Source organism: Bartonella sp. LB28NMGDW, from assembly GCF_042194435.1.
Taxonomy (GTDB): Bacteria; Pseudomonadota; Alphaproteobacteria; order Rhizobiales; family Rhizobiaceae; genus Bartonella; species Bartonella grahamii.
The window spans coordinates 10,655-24,923 of record NZ_JBHIMX010000008.1; the positions used below are offsets into that span (position 1 = coordinate 10,655).

Consider the following 14,269-nt stretch of genomic DNA (forward strand, 5'->3'; position numbering starts at 1 on the left):
GGGTTGGGCAGTATCCGTTGAGGGGAAGGATGCACTCTTTATGAGGGCGGAGTGCATCCTCTACAGTTTGGATACTGTTTCATGAGGGTTGGGCAGTATCCGTTGAGGGGAAGGGTGCACTCTATTTGAGGGCTGGAGTGCATCCTCTACAGTTTGGATACTGTTTCATGAGGGTGAGCAGTATCCGTTGAGGGGAAGGATGCACTCTTTTTGAGGGCTAGAGTGCATCCTCTACAGTTTGGATACTTGCCTTATGAGGGTTGGGCAGTATCTTTTGAGGGGAAGGATGCACTCTTTATGAGGGCTAGAGTGCATCCTCTACAGTTTGGATACTGCTTTTATGAGGGTTGGGCAGTATCCGTTGAGGGGAAGGATGCACTCTTTTTAAGGCGCGGAGTGCATCCTCTACAGTTTGGATACTGCTTTCATGAGGGTTGGGCAGTATCCGTTGAGGGGAAGGATGCACTCTTTATGAGGGCTGGAGTGCATCCTCTACAGTTTGGATACTGCTTTCATGAGGGTTGGGCAGTATCCGTTGAGGGGAAGGATGCACTCTTTATGAGGGCGGAGTGCATCCTCTACAGTTTGGATACTGCTTTATGAGGGTTGGGCAGTATCCGTTGAGGGGAAGGATGCACTCTTTATGAGGGCGGAGTGCATCCTCTACAGTTTGGATACTGCTTTATGAGGGTTGGGCAGTATCCGTTTGAGGGGAAGGATGCACTCTTTATGAGGGCTGGAGTGCATCCTTTCCATGGATTGAATGCACTCTTTGGAGGCTAGAGTGCATCCATAGGGAAAGGCATATTCTATAAGAAACAGAGATAACCAAAAGATTTTTTTTTATATTTTATATTGGTAGGTTGCTGTATTTGCTAGGGTAGGGCTATTCATTTTTTATTCTCAATATTTAAGATGATTATGTGATCAGGGTTGTTCGTCAATACAATCGTAAAAGACGTTGAGTATTTTTATAAAAATTAAGATATTTTTGTGCCTTTTTCTTGTTTTTTTTATGTTTACACAAGATTTACACTGCTTTTCAACAGTTTGTTTTTTTGCTTCGCTAATGGCGGTGGCTAAACACTTCAATTATTTTCACTGCCTCAACACCGCATTAAAATAACAATGCTTTATAATATGACAAAATGAGCTGTATAACGTTTGATTCTTGAGGGATGCTAGAAAGACGGGGATGTTAGGAGCGATGTTGTATATCTTTTTAGTTTATCTCTTAAAGCAGGAAGATGAACATATTTGAGAAGAATATGAAGTGCTATAGATGAAACTCTGTCTTTCCGGATCTATTTTTTATTTGGCCGGATCTATTTTTTATTTGGTTTGACGGTTAAAGAGCAATAGCTGAATGGAATCACGCTTGTCTCATGTTTTTATCCTCACGCTTTAGTTTTTTCTCGTGGGGATGCAAGTTTTTTAATGGGGTTTTACGTGAGTCGCGTAAAACAGAATGTTCCAAACAGAATATACTTGTGTTGCACATTTATGTCTTTGTTTAAAAAACTCATGTTGTCTTATCTCACAATAATGTTGGTGAATGGGATAATGGAGAAATCTCTTGTGAAGTGGATCAGCCCTTTTTAAAATCGCATAAGGCGAAAGCCAGCACTATCATACTATTTTAGCATCTCATGGGATGACAGCCTTTGGCTCTTGAGCGTGTTCATAAGAGGCATCTTGCTTTTTTATCTTCGAAGTGTGTTATTTCATATGTCTCTCATGTTGGTAACGTGCAAAAGATATGCTGTTGATTGATGCAATATGAAATAAATTTGAAATGAGACAATCCCTATGATACTCGGGTCGCTTAATTTTAATATGAATAACGCGCGATTATAATTATAAATCAAAATGGTGCCATGATACATCAACCGGTTGGTGGGCTACAGGATAAAGAAAGTCGTCAAACATAAGTCATTCTGTTATGTCGTAAAACACTGTCATTTGCGGTTTGGTGATATGAGAGCCAGCCGGCGCTTTGGATATATTGAAGTGTTTTTTAAAGGGCGTGGTGAATCTTTAGGGCAGAGCTTGCTCGTGTTGCATCTTGAGTTCAGCTGAAAATCCCTGAATAGAAAACAAAGAGTGAATGGAAAACCAAGAGTGAAGTCTATCCAAGCTGTTTGTAGATCAGATTGGGTTAAGAACCTTTGTTCTTTGAGGATCGAACGCAAGCCAACTTGATAAAAGAATGATCTAGTTTGCGGGGAGATTTTATGGAGGAATATAACAAAGCTCATAAGAGAGTGATTTAAGACAATACAGTTATAAAAAAGTACAGTCATAAAAAAAAGTCCTCCGTTGTAATCAGAGGACTAAAAGCAGGAGAATTTTAACATTGGCTTGTAGGACATGTTAAAAAAATGAATTTAAAAGACCGTATCCAATCCACAAATTCATACTTACAAAACTATTACACTAAAATTAGCAGAGAATTCAAAATATATCAATATAAAAAATACTTTTTACAAAAAAGAAAATTTTGTCATTTTGCATTAAAAATTAATGAATACTTTTTCAATTGAATATTTATTTTGAGACTCGACATTAATTAAACAATTAAATTGTATTTAAATAAACTGTATTTAAAGCTGTTATGATGCATGCAAGCATCTTAAACAAAACTTATTCTTCAATAAGCACGAATAAACTTAAAAGAACCTCATGATTACAGGACTGGTGTGGGAGCAGGGTTTTTGTTTTTAAGGGTGTGGAGTGTATCTTGAGTGGGTGTGGAGTGAAGTATTGTCCTTTTGGGTGTGAGGGGTGAAGTGGTGGAAGAGGTTGGGGAGAGCTGCTGGATGATTAAGCGGTGTGGGGGGCTTTAGAAGGCGCAGCAACATGGGAGGCAGATTTGAATGGCGAGGAGGGGATTATTCAGAATGTTTATGGTTTGCATATCCCCAATGAAATGCGAGCAAGTCTAAACAATCTCGTAAATGATCGGCAAGGGAATTTTGTTTGCGTTTTGAAGAATTTAATTCTTTGATTGCTTGTCCATAGCCGATAACGCGTTCAAGCAGTGAATAGCCAAGAATACCCAGTTGAACTTTGATTGTTTTTAAATGATTGGAGGCTTCTATTTGACGTTCAATGGGGTGTGTGTACCCTTGGCTACAGGAAACCTTTTCACGGGTATAGTCAAGGCTCATGTGGAGATCGGCTTGACTTTGACGCCAGTAAAAATAAAAACGTTCTGCCGCTTTATATTGGGCTTTGCTGAGATGTCCTTTCGCATATAAAAGTGCAATGGGATGGCTTTGTGTATTGGCAATGGCATTGATGGTGCGCGGATTGCTGGAACTTTCTGGATGATTGGGTTTAAAATAAGGATTACGCGTTTCAACAGCAATTTCTTGCGTCTTTAAATGACCAATGTGCTTTCCTTGATTTTGATGATCAAGCGGGCAGGTTTGTGTATTTTTTTTCTCGTGATGGGTCATAGCATCTCCTTAAAAATTTTAACTTTGCTTCTCGTTTTTTAAAAAATGTTGCTTGCTCTAGGTAAAAGAGGGGGATGAGAGGAAGACATGTGTTGGAGTGTGCGTGTTGGGTATGCGCTCTTGGGGGTGATTTGGACTGTTGCGCTTGTGTGGGGGAGCCCCATGGATTTGGCTCTTGAAAAGAGGGGTGTTTTGTTGCATGGTGGATTTTCCTTGAATGGCTTGATGGGGAGTGGCATGATGTTGCGCGGCGCTTTGTCTTTGAAAAGATTGGTATTTTTCTGCATTGCGGTTTTTGTCTTTGTGTCTGTTTATATGGAAATGAAGGCGTTGGGGATGACGTGGGGCGTATTTTTACGGGCTGTGGTATTTTATGGCACTCCCGGCATTTTCCTTATGTTTGGTTATGAAGTAATGCAGCGGCGTGGTGTAAAAAAGGGTTTGTTCTTCAAGATGGTGTTGTTGAGCTTCATTTTTGCTGCTGTCATTGATTTTATTTATGCGCAAGCCGAGCACTTTGGTTTGACTTGGGTGTGGTTCTCAAACAGGTGGGTGTTTAACATTCTTTTTGGCGTTGTCTTTGGCGTTATTCTTGGGCTTATTGGTTTAGGAGCAAGGCGTCTTGGTTTTAGGCTTTCATTCTTTGAAAAGGATTGATCTTTTGCTGCATTTTTGGCATGGTCTCTGATTTTTACTTAATAAAGGAGCGGGGCGTATGGTGGTTGCGCGGGACATGTTTTTGAAGGGGCTGGCGTTTTTCTGCGTTATTGGCTTGGTCCTTGGTTTTGCTTATGAGGATGCGGGGCGACCGGTTATGACGTGGGAGGTGTTTTGGCAGGGGGTGGAGATTTCTTGCATTGCTGGAGCGACCCTTTGTTTTATTGTTGTGGGAGCAGACCGTAAGACTGTATCGTGGGGCGTGTTTTTCAAGGCTGTGGTGTTTTGCGCCATTGCTGTAGTGGTTCTTGGCTTTGCTTATAAGGGAGTGAAGCGTTTTGATATATCGTGGGAATTTTTAGTGATAGGAGCGGTGTTTGTTGCATTGCTGGACCTGTCCTTGGTTTTGCTTATGAGGGTGCGGGGTAAGGGGATATCGCGTGGGGTGTCTTTTTTGAGGTTTCTGGTGTTTTGCGGCGTTGTTGGAGCTGTTGTTGGATTGGCGCATGTGGGCGCTAAGCATATGGGGGTTCGCTGGTTTGTGATCTTTAACAATGGGGTGTTTGTGGGCACTATTGGACTTGTTCCTTTTTTTGCTTTGGAGGGGATACGGTGTATGCGTGTACTGTTGGGGTGGTGCTTAAAAAAATGAGCATTTTTCTTTTCCACGGGCGTGGTCTTTGATGTTCTTTCTGTGAGGGGTATTTGATGTCGAACGATGTGATGTTTTGGCAGTGGTTGGGGTTTTTCTGCTTTGTTGCTCTTGTCTTTGTTTCTATTTATGCGGCAATGAGGTCTTTTGGGGTTACAAGGAAGGCTTTTTTAAAAAATTTGGCGTTGAGCTTCATTATTATCGCTGTCTCTAAGTTTGTTTATGGGCAAGCCGAGCACTTTGGTTTGACTTGGGTGTGGTTCTCAAACAGGTGGGTGTTTAACATTCTTTTTGGCGTTGTCTTTGGTCTTATCCTTGGGCTTATTTTTCTAGGAGCAAGGCGTCTTGGTTTTAGGCTTTCATTCTTTTCAAAGGATTGATCTTTTGCTGCATTTTGGCATGGTCTCTGATTTTTGCTTAATAAAGGAGCGGGGCGTATGGTAGTTGCGCGGGACATGTTTTTGAGGTTTCTGGTGTTTTGCGGCGTTGTTGGAGCTGTTGTTGGATTGGCGCATGTGGGCGCTAAGCATATGGGGGTTCGCTGGTTTGTGATCTTTAACAATGGGGTGTTTGTGGGCACTATTGGACTTGTTCCTTTTTTTGCTTTGGAGGGGATACGGTGTATGCGTGTACTGTTGGGGTGGTGCTTAAAAAAATGAGCATTTTTCTTTTCCACGGGCGTGGTCTTTGATGTTCTTTCTGTGAGGGGTATTTGATGTCGAACGATGTGATGTTTTGGCAGTGGTTGGGGTTTTTCTGCTTTTTTGCTCTTGCCTTGATTTTTATTTATGTGGGAGCAAAGCGTCGCTCTGTTACAGGGTGGATGTTTTGGAGATGGGTGGTGCTTTATGGCGTTGTTGCTACCTACCTTGGTTTTGTTTATGTGGGCGTGGGCAGGCGCGCTGTTGACGGAGAGCTGCTCTTGAAGGGGGCGGTGTTTTCTTGCATTTTTGCAACTGTCCTTGGTTTGGTGCATCTGGGCGTCAAGAGTATGCCTGTTGCTTGGCAAGTGTTCGTAAAGGCGGTTATGTTTTGTTGCCTTATGGGCTTTATCCTGTGGTTTGCTGCTGTGGGCGTCAGAGATATGGATAGCATAAGAGCGGTATTCTTAAAGGTTTTGCTCTTGACTGTATTGTTGAAAGTGCTCTTGGGGTTCTTTATACGCGAGCAAAGTGATACGGTGCTACAGAGGTTGTTGCGTGCTTTGAATTTTGTGCTGTTTTTCTGCATTTTGGCACTAATTCTTTGTTTTACCCGTCTGGGAGCAGAGAATCTAGGGTTGAGCTGGCTTTGGTTCTCGAAGGATTGGGTGTTTTTATTCATTTTTGGATTTACCCTTCCTTTTGTTTGTGAGGGAGCAAGGTGTGCGCGTGTTCTAGGGGCTTGGTTCTTGAGGTAGCTGGTGTTTTTTTCTCCATGGGTGTGGTCTTTAATTTTACTGTGGGTTATTTTGGATATTGATGTCGAACGATTTGTTTTTTTTGCTGTTGTTGGTGTTTTCCTACCTTTTTATTGTTGTCGTTATTGGTACTTATAAGCTTTCCAATCGCTTCGATATTCCTTGGTGGCGGGCGGCGTTTTATTGTATTTGTGGTGTTTCCCTCTTTTTGAAGGAAGTGCTGTTTTACTGCATTTTAGGAGTCGTCCTTTTTTTGGCTCTTGAGGGAATGGAGAGTATGGATATACCGTGGGGACTATTGTCCTTGATAGGGATCGTGTTTGCTGTAGTGTTGGAGTGGTTCTTGATTTTGCATATGAGGGGGCGGCAAGATGGGGTGGTGACGCGTTGTTTGTGGCTATTGAAAGGGGTGGTGTTTTGCGCTGTTGTTGGAGCGACCTTTTTTTGTTTGCGTTTGGGAGCAGAGAATATGGGGTTGGGCTGGCTTTGGTTCGCGAAGGATTGGGTGTTTTTTATCATTTGTGGATTTATCCTTCCTGTTGTTTATGTGGGCGCAAGGCGTGCGCGTGTGAAGGCGGAGACGTTTTTTAAGAGAGTGGGGTTTATGGGGTATTACAGATAACGTCGAGGGAATGATTGTTCAAAAGAACAGCGATAGCGGTAGGTTTGGGGATCAAACCAGAGCCCTATTTTTCCTTCAAAATCACCAGAACGTTGTTTGGCAATATTCATAATGACGCCGGGGCGTTTGGCTAAATCTGCTTTTTCTTGTGCTAGAGAGGCGGCAAAGATTTTATCTTCCAACGACCGATTGCGCCAAATGGTGATAATGTTAAAGGCATTGGCGCCAATTTCTGAGGCGCCTTTAATGTCTTCTGTGCTGGGGATATCTTTATCCAGACCGCCTTTGCGGGCATGGGCGACAAGGTGAATATGCACACTGTTTAAAACAGCCCAATCAACCATTTTATAAACGGCTTGTTCTTGTCTTGCATAATCATCAGAGGCAATGCCAAGCCGCATCAAACTGTCGATGATAAATTGATCGCAGCCATAGCGCGCACGGCAATAGTCAAAGACTTCAAGCAAGGTATCTACGCTTGATTTGCCAACATGTTCATAAAGAATAAGCCCTTCGTCTAAAAAATGAAGAATCCGTTCAATCGTTTCTTTTGTAGGCTGTTCTAAGCCGCCCGTTTGTTTGGTTAAACGGCGGAGCGATTGTTCTCCTTTCATTTCTAGAGACGCTAAGCAAAGGCGACTCTTTTGTGCAATCCAATGGGGAATACAGTCTGATAACAATTGGCTTTTACCTGCACCACTCGCACCACTCCAGAGCGTTAATTCTGCTGGGCGGAAATGCAATTTGTCCTGCAGTTTAGGATAGGGAACCGTATAACCAAGATGTTTTTCAGGCTCTGGCCAAAAAAGCCCAATCACTTGATCTTTATAGTCTGAGGCGCGCCGTAAACCTTCTGGTGCAAAGCTTTGTGCTGAGGAAAAGGCGGCTTTTATGGTGGCGCTATCAATCCCTGCGGTTAAACAATCATTGGCATCTTTGCGGGGTAAACGGACACGGTAGCAACGGTGACGTCCAAGCCTGCTGGCAATTTCACGGGCTGCTTCTTCTCCGGGCGGATCCATATCGGTGGCTAAAAAAATCGTTTCAAAAGATTCTAAATGATCAAATTCATTTTCAATCCAGTTGTGTTTGCCTCCACTGCCTCCTCCAAAGGGAACAGAAACCGCCGGATATCCATAGGCGGCTAAGGAAAGCGCATCAATTTCTCCTTCAGTGATAACAATGGTACGGTTTGTTGAAGAAAGCGTGGGGAATGGCGCCTGTTGGGACGCGTGCGTGGGTGCCTGCTGAGATGCTTGCTGAGGTGCGTGCGTGGAGGGGTGGTTGGTTGTGGCGGTGTTTTGGGGCGCCTGCTGGGGTGTGTTTTGGGGTGCTTGCGTGGAGGGGTGGTTGGTTGTGGCGGTGTGTTGGGATGCCTGCTGGGGTGTGTTTTGGGGTGCTTGCGTGGAGGGGTAGTTGGTTGTGGCGGTGTTTTGGGGCGCCTGCTGAGGTGTGTGTTGGGATGCCTGCTGAGGTGTGTGTTGGGATGCTTGCTGAGGTGCGTGCGTGGAGGGGTGGTTGGTTGTGGCGGTGTTTTGGGATGCCTGCTGAGGTGCGTGCTGAGATGCCTGCTGAGGTGTGTGCGTGGAGGCGGGGTTGGTTGAGGGTACCTGCTGGGGTGTGTGTTGGGATGCCTGCTGAGATGCTTGCTGAGGTGTGTGCGTGGAGGGGTGGTTGGTTGAGGGTACCTGCTGGGGTGCCTGCTGAGGTGTGTGTGTGGAGGGGTGGTTGGTTGTGTGCTGAGGTGCCTGCTGAGATGCTTGCTGAGGTGCGTGCGTGGAGGGGGGGGCTGTGGGGCAAAGGGCTTGCCAACCAAACAAAATCGGTTCACATTGGGAAGCTGTTGGTTTGCTTTTTGCTCCTGCTTGCGCGAGCCGTTCTTTGACTAAAGCAAGGGTGCCGTCGGGTTTATAAAAGGGGAAAATGATTTTGTCACCATTTTCTCCTATGCGATAGCGCTTTATAACTTCTAGAGGAATGTGGCGTTCTTTGTGGAGATAGTTTTTTACCAGATTTTGCGGGGTCTGCCCTTTAGGAACCGGTGGACGGCGATAGGAACGATGAGGGACCATAAAGGGTTTGGGGCGTGTCAAATTGAGAGTTGCGCGTGCTTCTTCTAATGCTTGAGAGAGGCTAATGCCTTTGACTTCACACCAAAGATCTAAAAGATCTCCTCCAGTGCCTTCTGCAAAGTCATACCAAAGTCCTGCTTTACTCCCACTCAAGCAAATTGATAAACTTTGACCCGCTTCACCACGTGTGTTGCCTACAATCCAATTGTTGCCTCGTTTGTGCCCTTGGGGAAGAAGCATTTCTACTATTCTATCGGCTTGTGAGATAAGTTTTTGTTTGATTTCAAAAATTGTGCTCATGGTCATTCGTGATATGATTGTTGTTTTTCTTAAGATGTAGGAGATAAGGACTCTCTTTTGCTGTTCTCACCGTTCGATCTGATCGTGAAATCTGTGGTGCTATGGGGCTTGCCAGTCTACTTTGAGCGCTTCTTTGTCGCTCTTTTCTTGCCAATAGTCGCCAAACTTCTTGGCTTTGCTAATGGGGTTGGCTTTTACTCAAACCTTCTGAAATGGCTCTGTTGATGTCTGTTTGCCAAGAGCATGGGAAGTGGTGTCTTGGGGAAAGGAGGAAGGGGGGTGTAAGAAGAGCGGGGTGGATCTGCCTGAGGTTTTGTGCATGCTGGGGGGTCCTGTTGGGTCATGTGTTGTGGCGCTTGTTGGGGTGTTTTGTTGCCAAAGAGTTTGCTTTTCGTTGAAGGTTTTTTGAAATGGCTCTGTTGATGTCTGTTTGCCAATGTTCAGAAAGCCGGTGCTCTTTGGAAAGGGCGGTGATTGGAAGAAGGGTGTTGCTCGAGAAAGAGGAGGTGGATACAGAGAGGCTGGCGAGCCTTGTTTGAAGGGTATGATCTTTGCTGAAAGTTTCTGAAACTGCCGCGTTGATAACTATTTGCCAAGTGCATGGAAGACGGTGCTCTTGGGCAATTGTGAGGCAGTGGGTTTTTTGTTGGAAGAAGGCGGGATGGATACACAGAGGCTGGAGAGCTTTTGTGTTCCTTTGCGTGCAAGAGATGGGCTTGTGTAGGGCGAACACTTTTGTGGTGAGAGTAGTAGGGGTGATGTTGGCTCGTTTTGCTGTATGAAGAGCTTATTTCATTGTTGTTTTTGTTATTATTTTTATGGTTTTGAAACATTTTTTGTCTCCGCGCGTGCTTGAAAAATAGGTTGTTCGTGTGATGTCAAAAATTGTCGCTATAGTTGATCAAACTGCGGTAAAGCATGTCGTTGTTCTCAGAGATGAAAGATGAGGAGCTCCCCTGTTTTTTCTGTTCTAGCCGTTCGATTTCACGGCGAAACCAGTTGCGCCATGTGGCTTGCCAGTCTACTTTGAGAGCTTCTTTGCCGCTTTTGGCTTGCCAATAGTCGCGAAACTTCTTTTCTTGCCAATGAGCTTGGCTTTCACTTAAACCTTCTGAAACTGCTGCCTTGATGTCTGCTTGCCAATGCTCAGGAAGGCGATGCCCTTTGGCAACTGAGGCAGTGGGTTTTTTGTTGGAAGAAGGCGGAATGGATACAGAGAGGCTGGGTGGGAGTGTGGTGGCGGATTTTGTTTTTTCCTCCGTGACAATTTGTGCAATAGGGGCAGGGGCAAAATCGGTTTGGGGAGCGTTTAAAGAGGGGGCGTTTTTTTGCTCCGCTTCTTCTTGTGGAGGGGAAGGGAGAGCAGAATCAAGAGCCGATGAGGGTGATGGGTGATCGCTTTGTTCAAAGTTCTCTTCGCAGGAAAAACAAGGTTCTGTCTCATCAAACAAAATTTTCTTTTCTAAAACACCGTAAGGTGTTTCCTTTTCTTCTGTCTTTTGAGCTTCTGAGCTTTGTGCAGCATCTTTTGTACTCTCGTTAAGCAGGTGTTGAATCTCAGCATTGATTTTCTTGCGTTTTTTTGCCGAAGAACGACCCGCAAAGGATTTTTGTTCAAGCAATTTTTCACGCTCTTGAAAAACATTTTCGCAACGCTTGTTCCATAATCCATTGGCTAAATTTAAAATCTTACCCTCTTGGATGAGCATTTCTAAAACATTAACAAAAGTTCGCTTGTCACAACCACAAAGACGCGCTAAACGTTCTTTCGATATTTCTAGAGGACGGCCGCGTGCATACATTTCATTGAGAAGAATCGTATAGATTCCAATTTCGTGTGCGCGCATCCCACGTACGCCTCCTAGAAAGTCATTTTGATACCAACAAACATATGGAAGCCTAGACGATTCATAATGAGGAGTTTCTTGTTGATTAGCGTGTTTCATACTGCAATCTACTTTCTTCTTTTTTATACATTTTTAGTGATGATAAAAGCGCAAATAAGGATTTAACTTGTGTTGTGTTGGGCTCTGTTCGATGATGACGAGAGGCTTCTTTACGACGCTTATAAATGATTGGGTGTGCTTGAAACGCATGCAAACTTACGATTTAAGATTGCGGTGATGGAAAAAATAAAGAGTACCACACATTTTCAATGTATCTGCTTTGGGCAGCAACTTTGGGAGGTGGTTTTGTATATCCTATAGGGTGGTTAAAGTGTTTTTATGATCCAAAAATAAAAAAATTTTCTCCCTAAAAAGTAAAATTTGTTTCCTTAATTTTATCCTTTTTAGAGGATAATGCAAGCTCGTTTTATAAAAAGGACGTGTTTTTTTAAAAAGACGCGCTATATGGTGAAATTATGAATATCGATGGTTGGCGTCAAAGATTAAGGATCGCTTTTGAAAAAAGTGGGCGGTCAAAAAGATCTATCTCCCTCTCTGCCGGTAAAGGTGCGGGGTACCTTCATTCTATTCTTTCTGAAGGAAAAGAACCAACAATCGAATCTCTTTCGCGAATTTGTCACGAAATTAATATCAGTATGAATTATATTCTTTACGGTAAAGGGGCTAGCCCTGAAGATAAAGAATTTATAGAGCTTATTTCAAAACTCTCTCCGCAAGAGAGGCAGGCGATTTTGACTCTTTTGCGGCGACCCGTTGACGAAGCTCCAAAATAACTTCCTTCTGTGCTTTTGAATCAAGACGACTCCAGTATTTTATTAATATCATATCACTCATTTTATCTCTCCTGTGTGTTTATAATTGCAATCGAGTAAGAACAAATAGAGAACAACAAAGGGACATGAGAGGAACAAAGAATAATAGATTTTTATTTACATATGTCATTTGAACCCCGCAGAGATTTAAAATATATCTTTTATGAAGGATAAAATGGTTGACATCTCTCCTATAGAGGATATAAGACTAACGCTATATTTAGTCTTGTCAAGACAAGGTTATGCTTTATCAACTATCTAAAGGGGGAAATAATGAAAAATATTCCATTCGTTAAAGAGGATGAAATCATTATCGTTTTATGCGAAGAGGAAAATCCTGATACTTATGAAGGACCAATTGACGAAATCGAAGAAGTGCTCGAATTGATTGAAGAATGTGAAACTGTTTATAGAGTTTTACGACTCGATCTGACAACTTCTCATGCTGAAGATGTTACGGAAAAAATCGCTGATTTTTATGTCGAAAATCATGAAATGAATGAAGAAAATACGCCATTGCAGCCCTTCGTTTTGAATAGTGAAGCTTATCATGCTTGTTTAAATGAAAGAGCGGCTTGCGATTATGAAGATAATCTCTATGGCTCTTATGAAAAACAGCATCGTTTACGGCCATGTGATGTCTTGACAGATTATTGGTGGTAAACATGCCAAGTTATCTCAAGACTTCTTATCAAGGGATTCCACTTTATTATGCTGGAAATGCGCGAAATTTAATCAGACTCGAACCACAAAAACACAACGCTATTCTTTTCATATCGCAAGAGGTGGCTCTGTTGATGGTAAAAAAATTGGAGGAAGAATATTGTCGTCATGATTTTTCCGTCGTGCAATAGCTAGATTGAAAAAGGAAGCCGCAATGATGGGCCCAAGTGCTTTTTTATTGCGGTGACCATGATGCGCGTTATGTTTTCCTTCTTGGGGGGGGGGAGCGTTTTGCGGGAAATTTTAGCTGATATGAGAAGCCGATATGAGAGAGAGGGGGGTATGAAGAAAAGAGCCTATATGTGAGAAATTGTGGGCGTTTTGCGAGGGGAAAAGCTGTCGGCTGAGTTTCACATTGGGGAGATTGAGGAAATGGAGGGAGAGGTAACTATCAGTGGCTTGGAGTGAATAGAAAGCATGTTGTAGAACGAACATGAGGCTTAGGAGGAAGAGAAGAAGCAGTACAGCATTGAGCAGAGGCAAAGTTTTATAAAAAGGAAAGAGCAGAGGAGGAAAAGCAAGAGGGGATTTGGAGTGAATAGAAAGCATGTTGGGAAATGGAGGAAGATGTTTGAAGGGGGAATTAAGACCGTTAAAGCTTGTTTAGACGTATTGGGACACGTGTGTTCTGGGAGCTTTTGTGTTGCGTGTTAAGGGGGGGGCATTATTTTACTCATGAAAGAGCAAATGCTTTTTTATTGCGGTGACCATGATGCGCGTTATGTTTTCTTTCTTGGGGGGAGCGTTTTGCGGGAAATTTTTTAGCCGATATGAGAAGCCGATATGAGACAGGGGGGGGGTATGAAGAAAAGAGCCTATATGTGAGAAATTGTGGGCGTTTTGCGAGGGGAAAAGCTGTCGGCTGAGTTTCACATTGGGGAGATTGAGGAAATGGAGGGAGAGGTAACTATCAGTGGCTTGGAGTGAATAGAAAGCATGTTGTAGAACGAACATGAGGCTTAGGAGGAAGAGAAGAAGCAGTACAGCATTGAGCAGAGGCAAAGTTTTATAAAAAGGAAAGAGCAGAGGAGGAAAAGCAAGAGGGGATTTGGAGTGAATAGAAAGCATGTTGGGAAATGGAGGAAGATGTTTGAAGGGGGAATTAAGACCGTTAAAGTTTGTTTAGACGTATTGGGACAGAAAGGGGGGCTGGGAGCTTTTGTGTTGCGTGTTAAGGGGGGCATTATTTTACTCATGAAAGGGCAAGTGCTTTTTTATTGCGGTGACCATGATGCGCGTTATGTTTTCCTTCTTGGGGGGGGGGAGCGTTTTGCGGGAAATTTTAGCTGATATGAGAAGCCGATATGAGAGAGAGGGGGGTATGAAGAAAAGAGCCTATATGTGAGAAATTGTGGGCGTTTTGCGAGGGGAAAAGCTGTCGGCTGAGTTTCACATTGGGGAGATTGAGGAAATGGAGGGAGAGGTAACTATCAGTGGCTTGGAGTGAATAGAAAGCATGTTGTAGAACGAACATGAGGCTTAGGAGGAAGAGAAGAAGCAGTACAGCATTGAGCAGAGGCAAAGTTTTATAAAAAGGAAAGAGCAGAGGAGGAAAAGCAAGAGGGGATTTGGAGTGAATAGAAAGCATGTTGGGAAATGGAGGAAGATGTTTGAAGGGGGAATTAAGACCGTTAAAGCTTGTTTAGACGTATTGGGACACGTGT

At 43.4% G+C, this 14,269-nt stretch carries 13 protein-coding genes and 1 pseudogene; 11 read left to right on the top strand and 3 right to left on the bottom strand.

All coding sequences use genetic code 11. The features are described 5' to 3' along the window. The first annotated feature begins 210 nt into the window (after positions 1 to 210). Entirely contained in the window at positions 211 to 603 is a 393-nt protein-coding gene (locus ACFIKG_RS05970) for a hypothetical protein (protein WP_375651912.1), read from the top strand. Between the two features lie 2,288 nt (positions 604 to 2,891). Here the strand turns inward: ACFIKG_RS05970 and ACFIKG_RS05975 are convergent. Next, entirely contained in the window at positions 2,892 to 3,461 is a 570-nt protein-coding gene (locus ACFIKG_RS05975; RefSeq protein WP_375626405.1) for a hypothetical protein, read from the bottom strand. Positions 3,462 to 3,548: 87 nt separating this feature from the next. Here ACFIKG_RS05975 and ACFIKG_RS05980 point away from each other — a divergent pair, with 87 nt between their 5' ends. The 6 genes from ACFIKG_RS05980 (at position 3,549) to ACFIKG_RS06005 (ending at position 6,791) form a co-directional block, all read left to right on the top strand. After that, a complete protein-coding gene (locus ACFIKG_RS05980) occupies positions 3,549 to 4,118 on the top strand; it encodes a hypothetical protein (protein ID WP_375651913.1) in 570 nt (189 codons plus the stop codon). Positions 4,119 to 4,176: 58 nt separating this feature from the next. Then, the gene (locus tag ACFIKG_RS05985; RefSeq protein ID WP_375651914.1) at positions 4,177 to 4,770 is read left to right on the top strand and encodes a hypothetical protein; all 594 of its coding nucleotides are present in this window, start codon (positions 4,177 to 4,179) and stop codon (positions 4,768 to 4,770) included. Between the two features lie 56 nt (positions 4,771 to 4,826). Then, entirely contained in the window at positions 4,827 to 5,150 is a 324-nt protein-coding gene (locus ACFIKG_RS05990) for a hypothetical protein (protein WP_375625343.1), read from the top strand. A 57-nt stretch (positions 5,151 to 5,207) separates the two neighbouring features. After that, positions 5,208 to 5,429, top strand: a complete 222-nt coding sequence (locus ACFIKG_RS05995; protein ID WP_375651915.1) for a hypothetical protein — start codon at positions 5,208 to 5,210, stop codon at positions 5,427 to 5,429. A 56-nt stretch (positions 5,430 to 5,485) separates the two neighbouring features. Beyond that, entirely contained in the window at positions 5,486 to 6,169 is a 684-nt protein-coding gene (locus tag ACFIKG_RS06000; RefSeq protein WP_375651916.1) for a hypothetical protein, read from the top strand. 61 nt (positions 6,170 to 6,230) lie between these two features. Then, the gene (locus tag ACFIKG_RS06005) at positions 6,231 to 6,791 is read left to right on the top strand and encodes a hypothetical protein (protein WP_375651917.1); all 561 of its coding nucleotides are present in this window, start codon (positions 6,231 to 6,233) and stop codon (positions 6,789 to 6,791) included. On the opposite strand, the pseudogene ACFIKG_RS06010 reads toward ACFIKG_RS06005, so the two are convergent. Together ACFIKG_RS06010 and ACFIKG_RS06015 are read right to left on the bottom strand one after the other, a co-directional pair. Beyond that, positions 6,785 to 9,163: pseudogene (locus tag ACFIKG_RS06010) on the bottom strand (toprim domain-containing protein); the annotation flags it as partial. The gene ACFIKG_RS06005 and the pseudogene ACFIKG_RS06010 sit on opposite strands and share 7 nt — an antisense overlap. An 878-nt stretch (positions 9,164 to 10,041) precedes the next feature. Then, on the bottom strand, positions 10,042 to 11,109 hold the full coding sequence (locus ACFIKG_RS06015; RefSeq protein ID WP_375651918.1) for a DUF1376 domain-containing protein: 1,068 nt from the start codon (positions 11,107 to 11,109) through the stop codon (positions 10,042 to 10,044). A gap of 416 nt (positions 11,110 to 11,525) precedes the next feature. Here ACFIKG_RS06015 and ACFIKG_RS06020 point away from each other — a divergent pair, with 416 nt between their 5' ends. The 4 genes from ACFIKG_RS06020 (at position 11,526) to ACFIKG_RS06035 (ending at position 13,895) form a co-directional block, all read left to right on the top strand. Beyond that, a complete protein-coding gene (locus tag ACFIKG_RS06020) occupies positions 11,526 to 11,843 on the top strand; it encodes an XRE family transcriptional regulator (RefSeq protein ID WP_375625349.1) in 318 nt (105 codons plus the stop codon). A gap of 312 nt (positions 11,844 to 12,155) precedes the next feature. Then, positions 12,156 to 12,545, top strand: a complete 390-nt coding sequence (locus ACFIKG_RS06025) for a hypothetical protein (protein WP_375626389.1) — start codon at positions 12,156 to 12,158, stop codon at positions 12,543 to 12,545. A 2-nt stretch (positions 12,546 to 12,547) separates the two neighbouring features. After that, positions 12,548 to 12,736 carry a hypothetical protein gene (locus ACFIKG_RS06030; RefSeq protein ID WP_375626388.1) on the top strand — a complete coding sequence of 63 codons (189 nt, stop codon included), beginning with the start codon at positions 12,548 to 12,550 and terminating at the stop codon, positions 12,734 to 12,736. A 922-nt stretch (positions 12,737 to 13,658) separates the two neighbouring features. Continuing rightward, on the top strand, positions 13,659 to 13,895 hold the full coding sequence (locus tag ACFIKG_RS06035; RefSeq protein ID WP_375651919.1) for a hypothetical protein: 237 nt from the start codon (positions 13,659 to 13,661) through the stop codon (positions 13,893 to 13,895). Positions 13,896 to 14,269 lie beyond the last annotated feature (374 nt).